Below are 19,070 nucleotides of genomic sequence, written 5' to 3'. Positions count from 1 at the left end.
TTGTGGGACGCCGCCACCGGCAAACCCCGCACCAAGCTCACCGGGCACACCGCCCAGGTGCTCTCGGTCGCGTTCAGCCCCGACGGCCACACGCTCGCCACCGGAGGTGGTGATGACACCATGCGGCTGTGGGACGCCGCCACGGGCGAACTCCGCACCAAGGCGGACGTGCTCACCGGCGCGGTGTTCTCCGTGGCATTCAGTCCCGACGGCCGCACACTCGCCATCGCCGGCACCAACCGTCTCACGCGGCTGTGGGATGTCAGCACCGGTGCGATGAGCAGGTCGCTGATCGGTCATACCGACGATGTGAACTCAGTGGCGTTCAGCCCCGACGGCCACACACTCGCCACCGGAAGCGACGACAGAACCGCACGCCTGTGGAACGTCAGCCCCGGCGGTGACGCGTCCCTGGTCGGCCACACCGGCCTGGTCTACTCGGTGGCCTTCAGCCCTGACGGCAAGACCGTCGCCAGCTCCAGTGCCGACACAACCGCACGCCTGTGGGACGTCACCACCGGAGAGCAACGCCTCATCCTCCGCGGACACGATGACCACGTACTCGGGGTCGCGTTCAGCCCCGCCGGCCACACCGTCGCCACCGCCGGCGCAGACGGCACCATGCGACTGTGGGACGCCACCACCGGCAAACCCCGCGCCTCCCCCATGAACGCCACCACCCCGCTGCACTCGGTGGCGTTCAGTCCTGACGGCCACACACTTGCCACCGGCGGCCGCGACGGCACGGTGCGGTTGTGGGATGCCGCCAACGGCAAACCCCGTACCAAGCTCACCGGGCACACCGATGTGGTGTACACCGTCGCGTTCAGTCCCGACGGCGGCACCCTCGCCAGCGGAAGCGTCGACAAGACCGCACGCCTGTGGGACGTGGCCACCGGAAAGGCACACACCATTGCCGCCCCCGATCACGTTCTCAACGTGGCGTTCAGCCCCGACGGCGACACCCTCGCCACCGCCATCGGTGACTACACCGTGCGGTTGTGGGACGTCTCCACCCGAAAGACCCGGACCACCCTCACCGGGCGTACCGACGCTGCGGAGTCGGTGGCGTTCAGTCCCGACGGCCGCACACTCGCCACCGCCGACTCCGGCTGGACCACGGGCCTGTGGGACGTGGCCAGCGGTAAGAGCCGCATGACCCTGATCGGGCAGCACACCGAAGAGGTGACTTCAGTGGCGTTCAGTCCGGACGGCCGTGTCCTCGCCTCGGGCAGCGGCGACAAGACTGTGCGTCTGTGGCATGCCGCCCTCCCTGAACCCTCCGAAGCGATCCATCAGATCTGCCGAGCCGTCAACCGGGACCTGACCTCGCAGGAACGGACCGCTTACCTCCCAGGCCAGTCACCAGGCCCCGTCTGTTCCTCTCACCCCTAGGGCGTTTCAGTCCTACTTGCTGTGCAGCTCCCCCAGCGCGGCGGGGTCCTCCTCCAGCGCGGTGGCCGCCGCCTTCCAGGCGGTGTCCTCGGGGAAGAGTGCGCTGCGCAGGAAGGCGGAGGTGAGGTGCTGGATCAGGGCTACGCGTGCGGGGCTCTCGTCGGTCGTCTCGGCGACCTCGTATCCGGGGATGCCGCCGAGCGAGTGCTCCGCCCCGAACAGCGTGAGCAGGCTCTTGGCTCCCGGGCTGTGGGTGTAGGGGTCGGTGAACCAGTCGGGTCCGCGAGCGGTCAGGTGCGACTGGTCGTTGTCCCCGGCGACGATGAGAGCCGGTGTCGTCATGTGGTCGAACGACGGCCTCATGAAGGGGAAGTGCTCGGAGGCGAACGGGGTCAGGGCGTCGCCCAGGCCTGCCATGGCGAGCAGCACACCCGCGCCGACACGGGGGTCGGACATGTCCTCGCCGGCAACTCCGTCGGAGTCCAGGACGCGGGCGCCCAGCAGCGCGCTCGCCGTCTGGGCTCCCCAGGAGTGGCCCGCCACGGCGATACGGCTGCGGTCGACGCGCCCGTCGAGACCCGGCACGGCGGCTTCCAGGACGTCGAGGCCGTCCAACGCCCGCTTGAGGTCCTCGATACGAAAGCGCCAGATCCGCGGTGTACGGGGGTCATCGGCAGGGATGCCGAGGGTCCTGGAGTCGAGGTGGGTCGGCTGGACGACCACGAAGCCCTGCGCGGCCCAGAAGTCCGCCAGCGGGGCGTAGCCGTTCATCGACCAGCCGAAGCCGTGCGAGAAGACGATGACGGGCAGATCGCCGCCGGTCGCGGGGGCGCAGACGCGGACCTGGAGGTCCTCGCCGCGGCCCGGGGCGGACAGGACGACGGGTTTCGCAGACAGCACCGTGGCGGGCGCCGGGCGGGGAGATCCCGTGATCTTCTGCACGTTCGCCGTGTTCGAGTCGGACATGGAAGTGCCTCCGTCGGGTGTCTTCACAGTCATGGTGGTGATGGACAGACGGGTCCCCCGGTCTGCCATCATGGGCGAAACGGAACCTTGTTCCGCAAACGATACGGAACACGGTTCCGTTTTCGCAACGGCAGGGAAGGAGCGCCGCGGTGAACGACAGCGGCCAGAGCGCGGGAAGCGCAGCCGGATCCAAGCGCAAGGACGTCTTGCGCAACCAGCAGACCCTGCTGGACGCGGCCGCCGCGGTCTTCGTCACCTCGGGCGTGGAAGCGCCGGTTCGCGACATCGCCGCCAAGGCCGGCGTCGGGACAGGCACGATCTACCGCCATTTCCCCACCCGGGCGGACCTCGTCATCGCCGTCTACCGCCACCAGGTCGAAGCCTGCGCCGAAGCCGGGCCGACCCTGCTGACGACCAGCCCGACACCGCACGCCGCCCTGGAACAGTGGGTCGACCTCTTCGTCGACTTCCTGGTCACCAAGCACGGGCTCGCGGCCGCACTGCGATCCGACAGCAGCGGCTTCGAGACACTGCACGCCTATTTCCTCGACCGCCTCCTGCCGACGTGCACCCAACTCCTCGACGCGGCGGTGGCCTCCGGCGAGATCAGCCCCGGCCTGGACGCCTACCAGCTCATGCGCGGCATCGGAAACCTCTGCATCGGCGCCGAGAGCGACTCCCGCTACGACGCGCGGCGACTGGTCGGGCTTCTCGTCGCGGGGCTACGTCGGCCGAGCTGACCGTGGCCCGCCGGCCGAGCATCTCGCCACGACGTCGCTCAGCAACTCACCCTCCACAAACGGGACTTCCTCCGTCGGCACCGACCGCCAGTCCAGCGGCCAGGTGACGCCGGTCAGCGCCGGTACGCCTACGTACGCCGAGTAGCCGACGGCGCGCGTCAGGGTGCGTACGCCGGGGGGCCAGCGGTGGGCGGTGGCGGTTTGCGGGGGCAACAGGAAGTACAGGTATCGCTCGCCCGTGAGTTCGCGGATGATCGGGCCCGCGTCGAAGTGGGTGCGGAGCAGGAGTTCGGCGGCGGTGCGTTCTGCCTGGGCGCCTTTCATGCGTACGGCGTCGAAATGGATGCCGGCGTGGCGGAGGGCGTGGCCTGCGTCGGGGATCCAGGTGGGGAGCCAGGGGTTGGCGATTTTCTCGTACATGCCGCAAATGCAACCGGGTGCTTACATACTGTGACCAGGGGTTCGTGGTGGTGGTGCGGGGCTGTGTAGTTGGGGAGGTGCGTGTGCGTTCCGGTGATCGAGGGTCGGAGTCGTTCGGTGCGTTGCTGAGGTTCTTTCGCGAGCGGGCCGGGATGACACAGGAGGGGTTGGCGAAGCACGTCGGCTACTCCAAGTCGCAGGTGGCGATGGTGGAGCGGGGTGAGCGGTCGCCGAAAGGGAAGTTCGTCGAGATCGCGGACCAGGTGCTGGGTGCACAGGGTGCACTGCTGGTGCTGGCGGAGAAGGAGTTCAAGAAAGACGGGCTTCCACCGTGGACCGAGGACTACCTGGCGGAGGAACGGAAGGCTGCCGCGCTGCGCATGTACCAGTCGCATCTGATGCCCGGCTCCCTGCAGACCGAGGCATACGCGCGAGCGGTCTTCGCCTCGAACCGCTGGCCGACCTTCGACGACGAGGACGTCGAGAGCAAGGTGGCAGCCCGATTGGAGCGCCAGCAGCTCTTCCAGCGCAAGCCCGCTCCAAATGTCAGCTACGTGCTCGAAGAGAGCGTGCTGACACGTCCGTTGGGTGGCAAGGCCGCACTCAAGGGGCAGCTACACCACATCCTCGACATCGGCCAACTTCGCCACGTCGAAATCCAGGTCATGCCGCACGACCGCGCGGTGCACGCCGGTCTGAACGGCAACATGATCCTCCTGGAGACGACCGAGCGACGTCAGCTCGCCTACATCGAAGGCCACCGTGGCGGATACTTCGTCAGCGAACAGCCCGACCTGGGTGACCTGTTCGGCAAATATGGCACCCTGCGAGCACAGGCCCTCACGCCCGAGGAGTCCGCGACGCTGATCGAAGAGGTGGCAGGGAAGCTATGAGCACGAACCTCACCTGGTTCAAGAGCAGCTACAGCGGAAGTGAGGGCGAGTGCCTCGAAGTCGCCCTCACCCCCATCACCATCCACATCCGCGACTCAAAAAACCCCACCACCCCAGCCGTCCAGATAGCCCCCACCACCTGGACGACCTTCCTCAACTCCCTGCCTTAGAACATCCCGTTGTCATTGGCGGACGTCGCCGGAACATCCTGGATCACATCCCAGTGCTCCACGATCTTCCCGCCCCGCACCCGGAACAGATCCACGATCGCCTGCCCCCGCTCCCCCGGCGCGTTGACGTAGTGACTGTGAACCGCCACCAAATCACCCTCGGCGATCACCCGCTTAGGCGTGACCTTCAACTGCGGGAACGCCTCGAAGTACGCGCCCAGCCCTGACTTCACGCCGTCCACACCATCCGCGATGTTCGGGTTGTGCTGGTGGTACTCGGGACCCCAGAACCGATCGACGGCGGACAAGTCCTTCCGCACCAGCAGCTGATCGAAGGCCTCGACCACCAGCTTCTTGTTGTACGCAGTGAGCCACCCCGGCCCCGGCCGCTCCGTCCGCGGCCAACTCTCCGTCGAGAACATGTCGTTGCCGTTGGCCGAAGTCGCCGGCACCTCCTGCCCCACGTCCCAGTGCTCGGCGATCTTCCCGCCCTGGAACCGGAAGATGTCGACGACGGCCTGCCCCCTCGTACCCGGCGTAGCGACGACGTTGGAGTGCACCAGCACGAGGTCGCCCTCGGAGATGACCCGCTTGATGTCGTACGCGAAGTCCGGGAACTGCTGGTGGACCGCGACACCGAGGTTCTTCAACGTCTCGGCACCGTCCGGTGCGAGCGGGTTGTGCTGGATGTAGTCCGGGCGGACGTAACGGTCGACGACCTCGGTGTCGCCCTGCTCGAAGACACCCCTGAGGACGTGCACGGCGACGGCCTTCTGGTAGCCGAGGCGGGCCTGATCGCCGTAACCGGCGTAGTCGGCCGAGGCCGAGGCAGAAGCAGAAGCAGAAGCCGAAGCAGCCGGTATCGCCACGGCGGGCACCGCTGCGGCGCCCAGCAGGGCCGCGGAGGCCAGGACAGCGACAAGTGCCCTACGGGCAGGCGTGGTGGGGGTCACGATGCTCTCTCTCCAACTTTTCCAGAGAATATTGAAAGTTCAAGCTGACACTGCCCACAGGAAAGCACTAACTGCCAGTTAGCGTCAATATCTCTTGCCTAGAGCGCACTCCACACAGCTAGCGTTCAAGCCATGAAGTACACGCAGCTCGGACGCACGGGACTCAAGGTCAGCCGGCTCGTCCTCGGCACCATGAACTTCGGTCCGCAGACGGACGAAGCGGACAGTCACGCGATCATGGACGCGGCGCTGGACGCGGGTATCAACTTCTTCGACACCGCCAACGTGTACGGCTGGGGCGAGAACAAGGGCCGTACCGAAAGCATCATCGGCAACTGGTTCGCCAAGGGCGGCGAGCGGCGCGACAAGGTCGTCCTCGCCACCAAGGTGTACGGCAACATGGGCGGGGACGGCCCGGCGTGGCCCAACCACGACAAGCTGTCGGCCCTCAACATCAGGCGTGCCGTGGACGCGTCGCTCAAGCGGCTCCAGACGGACTACATCGACGTCTACCAGTTCCACCACATCGACCGCGCCACTCCCTTCGAGGAGATCTGGCAGGCCATCGACGTGCTGGTCCAGCAGGGGAAGATCCTGTACGTCGGCTCGTCCAACTTCCCCGGGTACAAGATCGCCCAGGCCAACGAGGTCGCCGCCCGGCGCGGCGGCACCATCGGCCTCGTCAGCGAGCAGTGCCTGTACAACCTGTTCGAGCGCCGCGCCGAGATGGAGGTCATCCCGGCCGCGCAGGAGTACGGGCTCGGCGTCATCCCGTGGTCGCCGCTGCACGGCGGACTGCTCGGCGGCGTCCTCAAGAAGGAGGTCGAGGGCGGGCGGCGCGGCTCCGGGCGGGCCGCGGACTCCCTCGGCGACCCCGCCGTACGCACGAAGATCCAGGCGTACGAGGACCTGCTCGACAAGCACGGCCTTGAGCCCGGCGAGGCCGCCCTGGCCTGGCTGCTCACCCGCCCCGGCGTGACCGGCCCGATCGTCGGCCCGCGCACGGCCGAGCAACTGGAGTCCGCACAGCGCGCCGTCGAGTTGGAGCTGAGCGAGGAGCTGCTGGCCGGGCTGGACGAGATCTTCCCGGGGCCTGGCCCTTCACCCGAGGCGTTCGCCTGGTAACTCCATGAGAGCAACGCCCTATAGGGGCGCGGGGAACTGCGCGACCAGCCACCGACGGCCCGCGGCCGACGGACAGCGCGTAGTTCCCCGGCTCATCCCGCGGAGCGAAGCGCAGCCGCCAGCGCCACCACCACGAACATCAACACAAGCGCACCGGCCATGATCCGGTTCCGGGTTTTCGGGTCCACGTGACCGAGCCTAACCGGCCCCTCCGAGCGGCCAACGGGCGACCGCCTCGTAGCGGGGCTGCTCCCCCGCCACCCCGGACGTCGGCAGATTGCTGCGCACGAGCACCAGCTCGCCCACCGTCCAGGTCCGGCTCGTGAACGCGTCGAGGGTCGCGACATACGGCCGTACGTCCACCGCCGACCGGCTCCTGGCCACCGTCAGGTGGGCCTTGTACCGCCGGTGGTCCCCCATCGGCACCCCGGCCTTCCGCGCCGCCGCCTCGCTCCGGTCCGCCAGCAGCCGCAGGGTCTCCAGGTCCCCCTCCGCGCCCGCCCACAGGGCCCGCCCGTGCCCGAACTGACCGCCGCCGCTGAGCGCCAGCGGGAAGGTGGGCGTACGGTGCGCGGCGCGCTCCAGCCGCGCCGACAGGTCCGGTACGAGGCCGTCGTCGACCTCGCCGTAGAAGGCGAGGGTGAAGTGCCACCCCGGGTGGCCGGTCCAGCGCAGCCGGTCCGCATCCGGCAGCCCTCGCAACTCCGCGACCTCGGCGGCGAGTTCGCGGGTCACGTCCTCGGGCGGCAGTACGGCGGCGAAGAGTCTCATGACACCCAGACTGGCACGATGAGGGGATGGAGATCATCATCAGGGACGGCGGGCCCGACGACATCCCCGCGATACTCGGCATGCTCGACAGCGGTGTGGAGTGGCTGGTCGCGCAGGGGCGGACGGGGCAGTGGGGGACGAAGCCGCTGTCCCAGAGCCCGAAGACGGTGGAGTCGGTGGCCCGCTACATGGACGAGGGCGATGTCTTCATGGCCGAGGTCGACGGCGTACCGGCCGCCACCCTCACCCTCACCGACTCGCCCGGCCCCTTCCTGGCCCACCTCCCGCCGGTCGGCGAGCCCGAGCGCTACATCCACTGGCTCGCCTCCGACCGTCGCTTCAAGGGCCACGGCGTGGGCAGCGCCCTGCTCACGCACGCCGCCGAGGTGACCCGGCAGGCGGGCGTCTCCCTCCTGCGCGTGGACTGCTACGCGGGCGCCGACGGCAAGCTCGTCCGCTACTACGAGAGCAACGGCTTCGTGCGCACCGAGACGTACAAGGGGACGGACGACTGGCCGGGGCAGGTGCTGGCCCGGAGGGTCTAGGACCTGCCCCGGCCTCCGGGCTGCCCAGCGGGGATCAGGCGGCTCGGGCCACGCGGGCCAGCTCCTCCTGTCGCTGCCTCGGCACGAACCCCACCCGCGGATGGCCGCGATTCCAGCCGACCGACAGGCGCAGGTCGCCGACGCGGGCCAGGAGCAGAGCGATCGTGACGGCCGCGGTGGCGGTGATGGCGCCGCCCACCGCCAGGGCCACCCGGACGCCGTACGCGTCGGTGATCCAGCCGGCGATCGGCGCGCCCAGCGGTGCGCCGCCCATGAACACCATCATGTAGAGGGCCATCACCCGGCCCCGCATGGCCGGGTCGGTGGCCATCTGGATGCTGCTGTTGGCGGTCACGTTCACCGTCATGCCGAAGATGCCGATCGGCGCCATGAGCAGGGCGAACATCCACAGGGAGGGCGCGAACGCGGCCACGATCTCCATGGCGCCGAAGGCCAACGCCCCCGCGATCAGCACCCGCATCCGGGCCGTACCGCGCCGGGCCGCGAGCAGGGCGCCGGCCAGGGAGCCGACCGCCATCAGGGTGTTGAAGAGGCTGTAGGACCCGGCGCCCGCGCGGAAGACGTCGTCGGCGAAGGCGGACAGATAGACGGGGAAGTTGAAGCCGAAGGTGCTGACGAACCCGGCGAGGACGATGGTCCAGATCAGCTCCGGGCGCCCGGCGACATACCGCAGCCCCTCCCGCATCTGCCCCTTCCCGCGCGGAGCCCGCTCGACGGGGTACAGCTCACGCGCCCGCATCATCAGCAGACCCGCGATGGGCGCGATGAAGGACAGCCCGTTGGCGAGGAACGCCCAGCCGGTGCCCACGCCGGTGATCATCAGACCGGCGACGGCGGGGCCCACCAGACGCGCGGACTGGAAGTTCGCGGAGTTGAGGCTGACGGCGTTCTGGAGCTGGTCGGGGCCGACCATCTCGGAGACGAAGGACTGCCGGGCGGGGTTGTCGACGACGGTCGCCAGACCTACGGCGAAGGCGGCCAGGTACACATGCCAGACCTGGACGTGTCCCGAGAGGGTGAGGACCGCGAGCGCGATGCCGGTGGCGGCCATCGAGGTCTGTGTGACGAGCAGCGTACGGCGCTTGGGCAGGCGGTCGACGAGGACGCCGCCGTAGAGGCCGAACAGCAGCATCGGCAGGAACTGCAGGGCCGTCGTGATGCCGACGGCGGTGGCGGAGCCGGTGAGGCTGAGGACCAGCCAGTCCTGGGCGATGCGCTGCATCCAGGTGCCGGTGTTGGATACGACCTGGCCGAGGAAGAACAGGCGGTAGTTCCTGACCTTCAGCGAGCTGAACATCGAGGACTTGCGGGGCTCGGTGGCCTTGAGGCTCTTGAGGGCGGGCGGGGAGTCGTTGGGGTCTGGTGCGGGGGCGGAAGCTGCTCCGGGTCCCGAACTCAAAAGTGCTCGCCTCCTTGCGACGGCTACGGCTACGGCTTACAGATGGGCGAGCTTCTCCAGCACGGGGGCGGCGGCGCGGAGTTTCGCCCACTCGTCCTCGTCGAGACCCTCGACCAGGGTGGCCAGGAAGGCGTTGCGCTTGCGGCGGCTCTCCTCGAGCATCGCCTCGGCCTGCTCGGTCTTCGTGACGACCTTCTGGCGCCGGTCCTCCGGGTGCGGCTCCAGACGGACCAGTCCCTTGGACTCCAGCAGGGCGACGATGCGGGTCATCGACGGCGGCTGGACGTGCTCCTTGCGGGCGAGCTCACCGGGGGTGGCCTTGCCGCAGAGGGAGAGGGTGCCCAGCACCGACATCTCGGTGGGGCTCAGCGACTCATCGACCCGCTGATGCTTGAGCCGACGCGACAGTCGCATCACGGCGGAGCGCAGAGAGTTCACGGCGGCAGCGTCGTCGCCATGGGTAAGGTCCGACATGTTCCTTAGCATAACTCATTACCCTGACTAAAGACCACCGGGCGCGATATCACTCATCCGGGTGATTCGGTGGCGGAACGTAACACGTCGAGCCGACACATGCCGCGACCCTCGTGTCCATGGGGACCACCGTGCTCAGCCTGCGGATAGACCACGAGCTGCTCGAACGACTCCGGGAGCATGCGGCGAAAAGAGGAATGAGCGTCCAGGACTATGTCGTCCGGACGCTCATTCGTGATGACTTCGACGAGCGGTTCCAGTCCGCGGTCGAGGAGACCGAGAAGTTCTACGGGCTTACGTGAGCCCCAGTGCCGGCATCAGGTAGTAGAAGGCGAAGACGGCCGCCACGACGTACATCGCGACCGGCACCTCCCGGCCCCGCCCGGCGGCCAGGCGCAGCACCGCGAAGGTGATGAAGCCCATGCCGATGCCGTTGGTGATCGAGTAGGTGAACGGCATCATCACCATCGTCACGAAGGCCGGGACGGCGACCGTGTAGTCGGCCCAGTCGATCTCCTTGACCGAGTTGGCCAGGATCAGGAAGCCGACCGCGAGCAGCGCCGGGGTGGCCGCCTGGGACGGGACCATGGTGGCGACCGGCGTCAGGAACAGCGCCACACCGAAGAGGCCGCCGGTGACGACGTTCGCGAGGCCCGTGCGGGCGCCCTCGCCGACGCCGGCCGTGGACTCCACGAAGGCGGTGGTGGCCGAGGAGGAGCTGGCACCGCCCGCGGCGACGGCGAGGCCGTCGACGAACAGGACCTTGTTGATGCCCGGCATCTGTCCCTGGGCGTCGGTCAGCTTCGCCTCGTCGCTGACGCCCATGATCGTGCCCATGGCGTCGAAGAAGCAGGAGAGGAGGACCGTGAAGACGAAGAGGGTGCCGGTCAGCGCGCCGACCTTCTCGAAGCCGCCGAACAGGCTGAACTGGCCGATCAGCCCGAAGTCGGGGCTGGCGACGGGGTTGCCGGGCCACTTCGGGGTGGTCAGACCCCAGGACGGTACGTTCGCGACCGCCTCGATGATCAGGGCGAGCACGGTCATCGCGACGATCGAGATGAGGATCGCGCCGGAGACCTTGCGCACGATCAGCGCGAGCGTGAGCAGCGCGCCGAGGATGAAGACGAGCACCGGCCAGCCGTTGAGGTGACCGTCCGCGCCGAGCTGGAGCGGGACGGTGGTCATGGCGGCGTCCGGGATGCGGGAGACGAAGCCGGAGTCGACGAGGCCGATCAGCATGATGAACAGGCCGATACCGATGGAGATGGCCTTGCGCAGGCTGTAGGGCACGGCGTTCATGACGCGCTCGCGCAAGCCCGTGGCGACGAGCAGCATGACCACGAAGCCGGCCAGGACCACCATGCCCATGGCGTCAGGCCAGGACATACGGGGCGCGAGCTGGAGCGCGACGACCGAGTTCACGCCCAGACCGGCGGCGAGCGCGATCGGCACGTTGCCGATGACGCCCATCAGCAGCGTGGCGAAGGCCGCCGTCACGGCCGTGGCCGTGACCAGCTGTCCGTTGTCCAGCTGGTGGCCGTACATGTCCTTCGCGCTGCCGAGGATGATCGGGTTCAGCACGATGATGTATGCCATCGCGAAGAAGGTGGCGAAACCGCCGCGGATTTCACGGGGCAGGGAGCTGCCGCGTTCGGAGATCTTGAAGAAACGGTCGAGTGCGCCGTAGGCGGGCCCGGCTCCCGGCTGTTCAGGGGTGGGGGCCTTGGCAGGAGCCGAGGTGGACATGTTTTTGGTTGTTCCTACGATGAGAAGTGGTCAGACACAAACCGTTTCAGTATGAACATATAAAGCCGGGATCGGCCATCTCCGCGCGTAGATCCGCGTGGATCCGATCGCCTCGTAAGCTGTCCCTCATGGCGAAGTGGACCCCCAAGCACGAGGCGCCGGAGCCCCTGGAGGGGCCCGTGGTCGCGACCATCACCGGCGGCACGATTCTCTGGTTCGTCCTCTTCGTCGTTCAGCTGCCCTTCTACGGCTGGTTCGACGACCGCGAGATCACCTGGTGGGTGTGGACCTGCCTGGCCGGCGGCGGGCTGGGGCTCATCGGCATCTGGTACGTCCGCAAGCGCGACGCAGCGATCAAGCGGGCGGCCGCCGTCGAGGTGACGGAAGAGGAACAGTCACCCGCACCGACCACCGACTAGCCGGCCGTACAACCCCGGTACGACCCGCGTCCTCCCCAAGTCGGAACTTCCGTGCACTCGGCGGGTGAAGCCGTAAATCCGCACGTACCGTCGAATGCATGACGCATACCGACGCGGGCGCCGGACTGGATACCCCTGTGCACTCCGCCCGCGCCCCGGTGGCGACGGGCGGGCTCACCGCCGCCGAAGTGGCCGAGCGGGTCGCGCGCGGTGAGGTCAACGACGTACCGGTGCGCAGCAGCCGGTCGATGGCCGAGATCGTCCGTGCCAACGTGTTCACCCGGTTCAACGCGATCATCGGCGTGCTCTGGCTGATCATGCTGTTCGTCGCGCCCATCCAGGACAGCCTGTTCGGCTTCGTGATCCTCGCCAACACCGGCATCGGGATCATCCAGGAGTGGCGGGCGAAGAAGACCCTCGACTCGCTCGCCGTGATCGGCGAGGCACGGCCGACGGTACGGCGGGACGGGGTCGCCGGCGAGGTCAGTACGTCCGAGATCGTGCTGGACGACCTGATAGAGATCGGGCCGGGCGACAAGGTCGTCGTGGACGGGGTGTGCGTCGAGGCCGACGGGCTGGAGATCGACGAGTCGCTGCTCACCGGGGAAGCGGATCCGGTGGTCAAGCGGCCGGGGGACCAGGTCCTGTCCGGCAGTTTCGTCGTCGCGGGCGGCGGCGCCTTCCAGGCCACCAAGGTCGGCCGCGAGGCCTACGCCGCCCAGCTCGCGGAGGAGGCCTCGCGCTTCACCCTCGTCCACTCCGAGCTGCGCTCCGGCATCTCCACCATCCTCAAGTACGTGACCTGGATGATGATCCCGGCCGCGACGGGCCTGATCATCACCCAACTCGTCGTCAAGGACAACGCGCTCGACGACTCGATCGCCCGCACCGTCGGCGGCATCGTGCCGATGGTCCCGGAAGGGCTCGTGCTCCTCACCTCGGTCGCCTTCGCGATCGGCGTCATCCGCCTCGGCCGCCAGCAGTGCCTGGTGCAGGAACTCCCCGCCATCGAGGGCCTGGCCCGCGTGGACACGGTCTGCCTCGACAAGACGGGCACCCTGACCGAGGGCGGCATGGACGTCACCGAACTGCGGCCCCTGAACGGCAGCGACGAGGAGTACCTACGGCGGGTGCTGGGCGCCCTCGGCGAGTCCGACCCCCGCCCGAACGCCTCCCTCCAGGCCATCATCGACGCCTACCCGGACGCCGAGGACTGGCGCTGCACCGAGTCCCTGCCCTTCTCCTCCGCCCGCAAGTACAGCGGCGCCACGTTCAGCGAGGGCAACGGCGAGGGCAGTACCTGGCTGCTGGGCGCCCCCGATGTGCTCCTGTCCTCCGGCGATCCCGCCCTGGCCGAAACCGATCGATTGAACGAGCAGGGCCTACGGGTCCTGCTGCTCGCCCGCGCCGGCCGCGACCTCGACGCTCCCGACGTCGCCGAGGGCGCCAAGCCCGCCGCCCTCGTCGTACTGGAACAACGGCTGCGGCCCGACGCCGCCGACACCCTGCGCTACTTCGCCGAGCAGAACGTCCGGGCCAAGGTGATCTCCGGGGACAACGCGGTGTCGGTGGGCGCGGTGGCGAGCAAGCTGGGCCTTTCGGGTTCGACGGTCGACGCGCGCCGGCTCCCTCCCGACAACGACGGGATGGCGACGGCCCTCGACGAGGCCACGGTGTTCGGGCGGGTCACCCCGCAGCAGAAACGGGACATGGTGGGCGCGCTCCAGTCCCACGGGCACACCGTCGCGATGACGGGGGACGGCGTGAACGACGTCCTGGCGCTGAAGGACGCCGACATCGGCGTGGCGATGGGGTCGGGTTCGGAGGCCACACGGGCGGTCGCCCAGATCGTGCTGCTGAACAACAGCTTCGCGACGCTGCCGTCGGTGGTGGCGGAGGGGCGGCGGGTGATCGGCAACATCACGCGCGTCGCGACCCTGTTCCTGGTCAAGACGGTCTACTCGGTGCTGCTGGCGCTGATGGTGGTGTGCTGGCAGGTGGAGTACCCCTTCCTGCCCCGCCACCTGACCCTGCTCTCCACCCTCACCATCGGCGTCCCGGCGTTCTTCCTGGCCCTCGCGCCCAACAAGGAGCGGGCGAAGCCTCACTTCGTCCGGCGGGTCATGCGCTATGCGATCCCGGGCGGGGTGGTGGCCGCGGTGGCGACCTTCGCGACGTATCTGATCGCCCGTCACTACTACACGGGCGAGGGCGCGTTGGACGCGGAGACGAGCGTCGCCACGCTCACGCTCTTCCTGATCTCGATGTGGGTGCTGGCGATCATCGCCCGCCCCTACACATGGTGGCGCCTCGGGCTGGTGGCGGCGATGGGCCTCGGGTTCCTGCTGGTGCTGGTGGTGCCGTGGTTGCAGGAGTTCTTCGCACTGCGGCTGGTGGGGGTGACGATGCCGTGGATCGCCGTCGGCATCTCGGCGGGGGCGGCGGTCGCCCTGGAGCTCACGTGGAGGTGGGTCGACCGCCGCTTCCCGGCCTAGAGGTCCGTGACCAGCAGTCCGTGACTACTGCACGTCGACGAAGTCACCCGTGGCGTTGACCGCCGGGGTGGTCGTCGTGCCCGCGAAGACGTAGCGGAAGTAGCCGTCCTGGGCGGCCTTGACGGTCGTCTTGAGGTTGCCCGTCGCGTTGGTCTTGATGGTCTTCACCGTGCTGTAGGTGTCGCTGTTCTTCTTGCGGAACTGCAGTTGCACGGGCTGCTCCACGTAGCCGTTGTACGTGCCGCGGTCCCAGTTGGCGCGGGAGAGCTTGCCGGTGATCGTGATGGTCTTGTTCTTCTTCACGGGCTCCGGGGAGGCGTCGACCGTGAGCTTCGAGAAGCGCTGCATCAGCGTGGTGCCGAGGCCGTCCTTGTTGGCGTAACCGACCTTGCTCTGGTCGAACTCCTCGCCCGCCGGGTCCTGCCCGTTGAAGGCGGTGGCCTCGGCCGCGGCCCGCCAGGTGCCGGCGTTCGAGTTGATGAGCTCATGGGCGCCCGGGTAGACGTCGATGGTGCCCTTGCAGTCGGCGGTGGTCGCGGAGGTCGCGGTGCACTTGGCCGGCTTGTTGCCGTAGAGCCTGCTGTCCGGGCTGGCGAAGGAACCGCGGTAGATGATCGGGTCGGTGATGAAGTCGGCGGCCTTGATGTCGACGTCCGCGCCGTGCGTCAGCGTGTACGTCACCGTCGTGGCGACGTGGTTGGTCGTGCCGACCTTGATCGCCTTGGCGATCTTGAAGTTGGAGAAGGTGACGTCCAGGTCGTACCGGGCACCTGCCCGCTCACTGCCGGACTCGGCCTGCGCGGCCTGACGGATCTTCGCCACAGCGGCGCGGTAGGAGGCGACGGAGGTCGCGGACTCGTCGGCCTGGGCGGCCGGTGCGGCGACGGCGGAGAGGGCCAGGGCGCCGGAGAGAGCGGAGACGGCGGCCACGGTGGCTCTGATACGCATGCGTTCCCCTGGTACGGAAAGGGGCCCCGCTGGTCGTCGTTCCCTGCACTGCGGGTCACGTCGGGGCCCGGGTGATCGAGGGGCCTGTTGGCCCATGTGATCAGATTGTCGGCAGAGGTTCCCGGTTGTGTCGCCGGCGAGGAAACTTAGTGAGCTTCGTCACGAACTTCCCGTAGGTGACGGGAAGTTCGCGACGAATGCCGCTCAACTACTGCACGTCGACGAAGTCACCCGTGGCGTTGACCGCCGGGGTGGTCGTGGTGCCCGCGAAGGAGTAGCGGAAGTAGCCGTCCGTGGACGCGGTGACCGTGGTCTTCAGGTCGCCGTACGTGTTCGTCTTGATGGTCTTCAGCGTGGTGTACGTGCTGGAGCCCTTCTTGCGGAACCGCAGCTTCACCGACTGGGTGGAGTAGCCGGCGTACTTGTGGGTGTCCCAGTTGGCGCGGGTCAGCTTGCCGGTGACCGTGATGGTCTTGCCCTTCTTCACGGGCTCCGGGGAGGCGTTGACCGTCAGCTTGGAGAAGCGCTGGAGCTTGGTGGTGCCCAGGCCGTCCTGCTCGGCGTAGCCGACCTTGCTCCAGTCGATGTCCTCGGCGAGCGGGTCCTGGTCGTTGAAGTCGTACGCGTAGCCGCCGGCCTTCCACGTGGTGGCGTCGACGTTCTCCAGCTCTATGTCCGGATAGACGTCGATGGTGCCCTTGCAGTTGGCGGTGGTGGACGAGGTCGCGGTGCAGACCGGCCAGTCGTCGCCGAGGAGCAGGTTGTCCCACTCGGCGTAGGAGGTGCCGCGGTAGATCTCCACGTCCATGTAGAAGTCGGGGGCGCTCAGGTCGATGTCCGCGGCGTGCGTGACCTTGTACGTCACCGGGACGGACACGTGGTTGGTGGTGCCCACGACGATCGGCTTGCCGTTGTTGACCTTCACGCTGGAGAAGGAGAGGTCCAGGGCGTACGGCGTGCCCGTGTCCTCGGCGGCGTAGGTGCTGCGGGCGGACTCGCCGGAGGCCTGACGCAGGGCGGCCCGGACGTCTTCCTTGCTGTACGCGGGGGCGTCGGCGGCCTGCGCGGCCGGCACGACGAGAGCGGAGAGGGCCAGGGCGCCGGAGACGGCGGCCACGGTGGCACGAATGCGCATGCGCTTCCCCATATGGAGAGGGGCCCCGCGGTCCTCGGTCACGCGAACCGAGGTCGCGCGGGGCTCAATTGATCAAGGAGTCTGTTGACTCGTTGATCAGATCTCCGACGGGCACGGATGGTTGTACGACTTGTGGAGATTTCGTGCACGCACTGCTAGACCTTCGGCCACATGCTCTTGCCGGCCGCCAGTGCTCCCTTGCCGTCGCCCGCGTACAGGTGCAGCTCGCCGTTGGACGCCATGGCCGCCAGGTCCGCCTTGCCGTCGCCGTCGAAGTCACCGCCGACGATGGCGCGCTTGGTGCCCCACGTCTTGTCGTGCCACATCGAACGCGCCTTGTCGAAGGTGCCGTCGGCCTTGCCCGTGTACAGGTGGAGCGCTCCGTCGGCGTTGATGGCGGCGATGTCGTCCCGGCCGTCACCGTTGAAGTCACCCGTGGCGATGTGCTTCTTCTTCCACGTCTTGTCCGGCCACATCGACTTCTTCTGGTTGACCAGCTTGCCGTTCGCGTCCCTCTTGTACGTGTAGAGGGAGCCGTCGGCCCACTGGAACAGCAGGGTGTCGCGTCCGGCGGTGCCGGTCCTGAGGGAGGCGACGGGCAGGGCGTTCTTCCAGGCCGCGTCGGTCCAGAGCTTGTCGTGGTCCCACATCGACACCGGGAACCCGAAGACGGTGCGCTGCCTCGCCAGCGAGAGGTTCCCGTCCTTGTCCACGGTGATGGCTTCGACACCGGGCGAGTCGGCCAGGAAGTCACCCGCGACGAGATCCTTGTGCGTCGGGCGGGTGAGGACGCTCAGGTGCTTGCCGAACTCGAGCGTGCCGTCCGAGCGGCCGAGGAAGACCTGGCTGTAACCGGTGACCATCTTTGCCGCGATGTCCGTGCGGCCGTCGCGGTCGAAGTCGGCCGCGGTGAGGGTGTCGGTGATGTGCTTCTGGCGGCTCGTCAGCCGAACCCGCTGCACCCAGTCCGCGATGTCGTCGACCCGCGTGGCAACAGCCCCGGTGCGCGTCTCGTCGGAGTTGAGGCAGCCACCGTCCCAGGCACGGGTGACCACGCCGACGACCCTGCCGTCGGCGTTGAGCACCGGGCCGCCCGTGTCTCCCTTGCACAGGGCGCCCCCGTTCGCGGCGGGCGAGATCGCGAGGCTCGTGGGGTTGACGAGGTCCACGCCGTAGGAGCCGACGTGAGCGCGCTCGGGGGTCCACTCCATCTTGGTGCGGCCGTATCCGACCGCCTTGAGCTGATCGCCCTGGGCCGGCGCGGCACCGCTCACGTCGACATCGGAGATGTCGGGGAACGGGCCGTCCAGCGGGTCGGCGGCCGTGCTCACATCATCAAGCCGGGCCATGACCAGATCGCGTCCCGCGTACGGCACGATCTCCCGCACCCGCTGCTTCAGTTCGGCCGCCGGCGTGGGCTTGTTGCCGTCGGCGGTTACCAGGGTCGGGAAGGGCGGCGCGCCCCGGGTGAGCGTGGTCGCCTGCTGCGGGTCGGCGGCGAAGCAGCTGGCGGAGGTGAGCACCCACTGCGTGTCGACCAGGGTGCCGGAGCAGGCGCGTTCGTTGTCGGTGCCGCCGGCGATGTGGAGCTTGACCACGTACTGATGGGTGCCGTCCGCGACCTGGTCACCGACGACGGACTGGGCCGGAGCCGCGGCCAGCAGACCGGTCGTCAGACCGGCGGTCGCGAGCCCGGTGGCCCACAGCGTGCGCGTCCTGCGGGGACGGGCGTCTTTCACGTTTGCCTCGAATCAGAGAGCCGGCCTCTCCGCGGTGCGCGGGGCCGCGCGGAAGAAGCGGAAGAACAGGAGCTGTTCGCGGAAGAACAGGTGGTGTTCGCGGAAGAACAGGTGGTGTTCGCGGAAGAACAGGTGATGCTCAGCGAGCCTGTCGCTCGGTGCGTCAGCCGGTGACCCGGAGTTCGACCAGGACCGACGGGGCGCCACCGGCTCCCTCGCCGACGGACTCGAAGCCGCCCTTGGGGACGCTGACCGAGGTGGTCTGGCCGTTGCTGGTCAGGTCGGCGCGGATCGGGTGGTCCGCACCCGCCTCCACGGCGAAGACCTGGGGAAGCTCCAGGGTGAGGCGGCCGGTCTTCCCGATCGCCTTGAAGCAGTAGGTACCGGCCCGGTTGACGGAGTCGTCCTTGCGCGTGAGCACGCGGATCTGCTGGGCGGCGGGGTCACAGTCGGCCAGGAGAATGCGCCCGTCGCCCTTCTTCAGCCTGATTCCCTTTTCGGCGAGTATCCGGTCGGCGCCGGGATAGCCATAATCCTCGACCGCGACGGGCGGGGTCGAATCAGCCGGTGATTGCGGCGGATCATCGGCCGAGGCAGCGGAAATTCCGGCCAGCGTGACGCACGCGACCGCCATTCCGAATACAACGAGATTTCGGGCACGGAAAGGCACCGAAGAGTCCCTTCGGGCGTGGATCCTCGCATCGAGAGACCCCCGC

General features: G+C 68.3%; 20 protein-coding genes. 9 read left to right on the top strand and 11 right to left on the bottom strand.

Annotated features, from left to right (window positions below):
• Positions 1 to 1,395: WD40 repeat domain-containing protein (locus BLU79_RS48835; protein WP_256333163.1), on the top strand; the 1,395-nt coding region annotated here is incomplete at its 5' end.
• Between the two features lie 12 nt (positions 1,396 to 1,407).
• Here BLU79_RS48835 and BLU79_RS05590 read toward each other — a convergent pair.
• On the bottom strand, positions 1,408 to 2,361 hold the full coding sequence (locus BLU79_RS05590; protein WP_093904473.1) for an alpha/beta hydrolase family protein: 954 nt from the start codon (positions 2,359 to 2,361) through the stop codon (positions 1,408 to 1,410).
• 149 nt (positions 2,362 to 2,510) lie between these two features.
• Between BLU79_RS05590 and BLU79_RS05585 the strand changes: the two genes are divergently transcribed.
• Positions 2,511 to 3,101, top strand: a complete 591-nt coding sequence (locus BLU79_RS05585) for a TetR/AcrR family transcriptional regulator (RefSeq protein ID WP_093904472.1) — start codon at positions 2,511 to 2,513, stop codon at positions 3,099 to 3,101.
• Here the strand turns inward: BLU79_RS05585 and BLU79_RS05580 are convergent.
• On the bottom strand, positions 3,084 to 3,521 hold the full coding sequence (locus tag BLU79_RS05580) for a hypothetical protein (RefSeq protein ID WP_093904471.1): 438 nt from the start codon (positions 3,519 to 3,521) through the stop codon (positions 3,084 to 3,086). The two genes, BLU79_RS05585 and BLU79_RS05580, sit on opposite strands and share 18 nt — an antisense overlap.
• 83 nt (positions 3,522 to 3,604) lie before the next feature.
• On the opposite strand from BLU79_RS05580, the gene BLU79_RS05575 reads away from it, so the two are divergent.
• Entirely contained in the window at positions 3,605 to 4,414 is an 810-nt protein-coding gene (locus BLU79_RS05575) for a helix-turn-helix domain-containing protein (RefSeq protein ID WP_093904470.1), read from the top strand.
• Entirely contained in the window at positions 4,411 to 4,584 is a 174-nt protein-coding gene (locus BLU79_RS05570) for a DUF397 domain-containing protein (protein ID WP_093904469.1), read from the top strand. The genes BLU79_RS05575 and BLU79_RS05570 overlap by 4 nt, the downstream gene beginning before the upstream one ends.
• Here the strand turns inward: BLU79_RS05570 and BLU79_RS05565 are convergent.
• A complete protein-coding gene (locus BLU79_RS05565) occupies positions 4,581 to 5,537 on the bottom strand; it encodes a nuclear transport factor 2 family protein (protein WP_093904468.1) in 957 nt (318 codons plus the stop codon). The two genes, BLU79_RS05570 and BLU79_RS05565, sit on opposite strands and share 4 nt — an antisense overlap.
• A gap of 132 nt (positions 5,538 to 5,669) precedes the next feature.
• Here BLU79_RS05565 and BLU79_RS05560 point away from each other — a divergent pair, with 132 nt between their 5' ends.
• Positions 5,670 to 6,662 (top strand): aldo/keto reductase, encoded by a 993-nt coding sequence (locus tag BLU79_RS05560; RefSeq protein WP_093904467.1) that lies wholly within the window; start codon positions 5,670 to 5,672, stop codon positions 6,660 to 6,662.
• A gap of 198 nt (positions 6,663 to 6,860) precedes the next feature.
• On the opposite strand, the gene thpR is transcribed toward BLU79_RS05560, so the two are convergent.
• Complete coding sequence (thpR, locus tag BLU79_RS05550) at positions 6,861 to 7,433, bottom strand: RNA 2',3'-cyclic phosphodiesterase (RefSeq protein ID WP_093904466.1); 573 nt, start codon at positions 7,431 to 7,433, stop codon at positions 6,861 to 6,863.
• 26 nt (positions 7,434 to 7,459) lie between these two features.
• Here thpR and BLU79_RS05545 point away from each other — a divergent pair, with 26 nt between their 5' ends.
• Positions 7,460 to 7,978, top strand: coding sequence for a GNAT family N-acetyltransferase (locus BLU79_RS05545; protein WP_093904465.1), 519 nt, complete (start codon positions 7,460 to 7,462; stop codon positions 7,976 to 7,978).
• Between the two features lie 34 nt (positions 7,979 to 8,012).
• On the opposite strand, the gene BLU79_RS05540 is transcribed toward BLU79_RS05545, so the two are convergent.
• Together BLU79_RS05540 and BLU79_RS05535 are read right to left on the bottom strand one after the other, a co-directional pair.
• A complete protein-coding gene (locus BLU79_RS05540; protein WP_093904464.1) occupies positions 8,013 to 9,398 on the bottom strand; it encodes an MFS transporter in 1,386 nt (461 codons plus the stop codon).
• Between the two features lie 36 nt (positions 9,399 to 9,434).
• Entirely contained in the window at positions 9,435 to 9,872 is a 438-nt protein-coding gene (locus BLU79_RS05535; protein ID WP_093904463.1) for a MarR family winged helix-turn-helix transcriptional regulator, read from the bottom strand.
• A 119-nt stretch (positions 9,873 to 9,991) separates the two neighbouring features.
• Here BLU79_RS05535 and BLU79_RS05530 point away from each other — a divergent pair, with 119 nt between their 5' ends.
• A complete protein-coding gene (locus tag BLU79_RS05530) occupies positions 9,992 to 10,174 on the top strand; it encodes a ribbon-helix-helix protein, CopG family (RefSeq protein WP_093904462.1) in 183 nt (60 codons plus the stop codon).
• Here the strand turns inward: BLU79_RS05530 and BLU79_RS05525 are convergent.
• The gene (locus BLU79_RS05525) at positions 10,167 to 11,618 is read right to left on the bottom strand and encodes an NCS2 family permease (protein ID WP_093904461.1); all 1,452 of its coding nucleotides are present in this window, start codon (positions 11,616 to 11,618) and stop codon (positions 10,167 to 10,169) included. The genes BLU79_RS05530 and BLU79_RS05525 overlap by 8 nt on opposite strands.
• Positions 11,619 to 11,746: 128 nt before the next feature.
• On the opposite strand from BLU79_RS05525, the gene BLU79_RS05520 reads away from it, so the two are divergent.
• Both BLU79_RS05520 and BLU79_RS05515 read left to right on the top strand, forming a co-directional pair.
• Positions 11,747 to 12,037 carry a DUF2530 domain-containing protein gene (locus BLU79_RS05520; RefSeq protein ID WP_093904460.1) on the top strand — a complete coding sequence of 97 codons (291 nt, stop codon included), beginning with the start codon at positions 11,747 to 11,749 and terminating at the stop codon, positions 12,035 to 12,037.
• Between the two features lie 98 nt (positions 12,038 to 12,135).
• The gene (locus BLU79_RS05515; protein ID WP_093904459.1) at positions 12,136 to 14,532 is read left to right on the top strand and encodes a cation-translocating P-type ATPase; all 2,397 of its coding nucleotides are present in this window, start codon (positions 12,136 to 12,138) and stop codon (positions 14,530 to 14,532) included.
• Positions 14,533 to 14,556: 24 nt separating this feature from the next.
• Here BLU79_RS05515 and BLU79_RS05510 read toward each other — a convergent pair whose 3' ends face one another.
• The 4 genes from BLU79_RS05510 to BLU79_RS48830 all read right to left on the bottom strand — a co-directional run bounded on the left by BLU79_RS05510 (position 14,557) and on the right by BLU79_RS48830 (position 18,988).
• On the bottom strand, positions 14,557 to 15,480 hold the full coding sequence (locus BLU79_RS05510; protein ID WP_093904458.1) for a hypothetical protein: 924 nt from the start codon (positions 15,478 to 15,480) through the stop codon (positions 14,557 to 14,559).
• Between the two features lie 208 nt (positions 15,481 to 15,688).
• Complete coding sequence (locus BLU79_RS05505) at positions 15,689 to 16,615, bottom strand: hypothetical protein (RefSeq protein WP_093904895.1); 927 nt, start codon at positions 16,613 to 16,615, stop codon at positions 15,689 to 15,691.
• 155 nt (positions 16,616 to 16,770) lie between these two features.
• A complete protein-coding gene (locus BLU79_RS05500; RefSeq protein WP_093904457.1) occupies positions 16,771 to 18,354 on the bottom strand; it encodes an FG-GAP-like repeat-containing protein in 1,584 nt (527 codons plus the stop codon).
• A 163-nt stretch (positions 18,355 to 18,517) separates the two neighbouring features.
• Positions 18,518 to 18,988: a hypothetical protein gene (locus BLU79_RS48830; RefSeq protein WP_256333162.1), complete on the bottom strand. Its 471-nt coding sequence runs from the start codon at positions 18,986 to 18,988 to the stop codon at positions 18,518 to 18,520.
• Between the last annotated feature and the right edge of the window lie 82 nt (positions 18,989 to 19,070).

Source organism: Streptomyces sp. cf386, assembly GCF_900103585.1.
In the GTDB taxonomy this organism is placed as follows: Bacteria; Actinomycetota; Actinomycetes; order Streptomycetales; family Streptomycetaceae; genus Streptomyces.
Note: the sequence above shows the minus strand (reverse complement) of the source record. Positions and strands in the feature narration are given on the sequence as shown.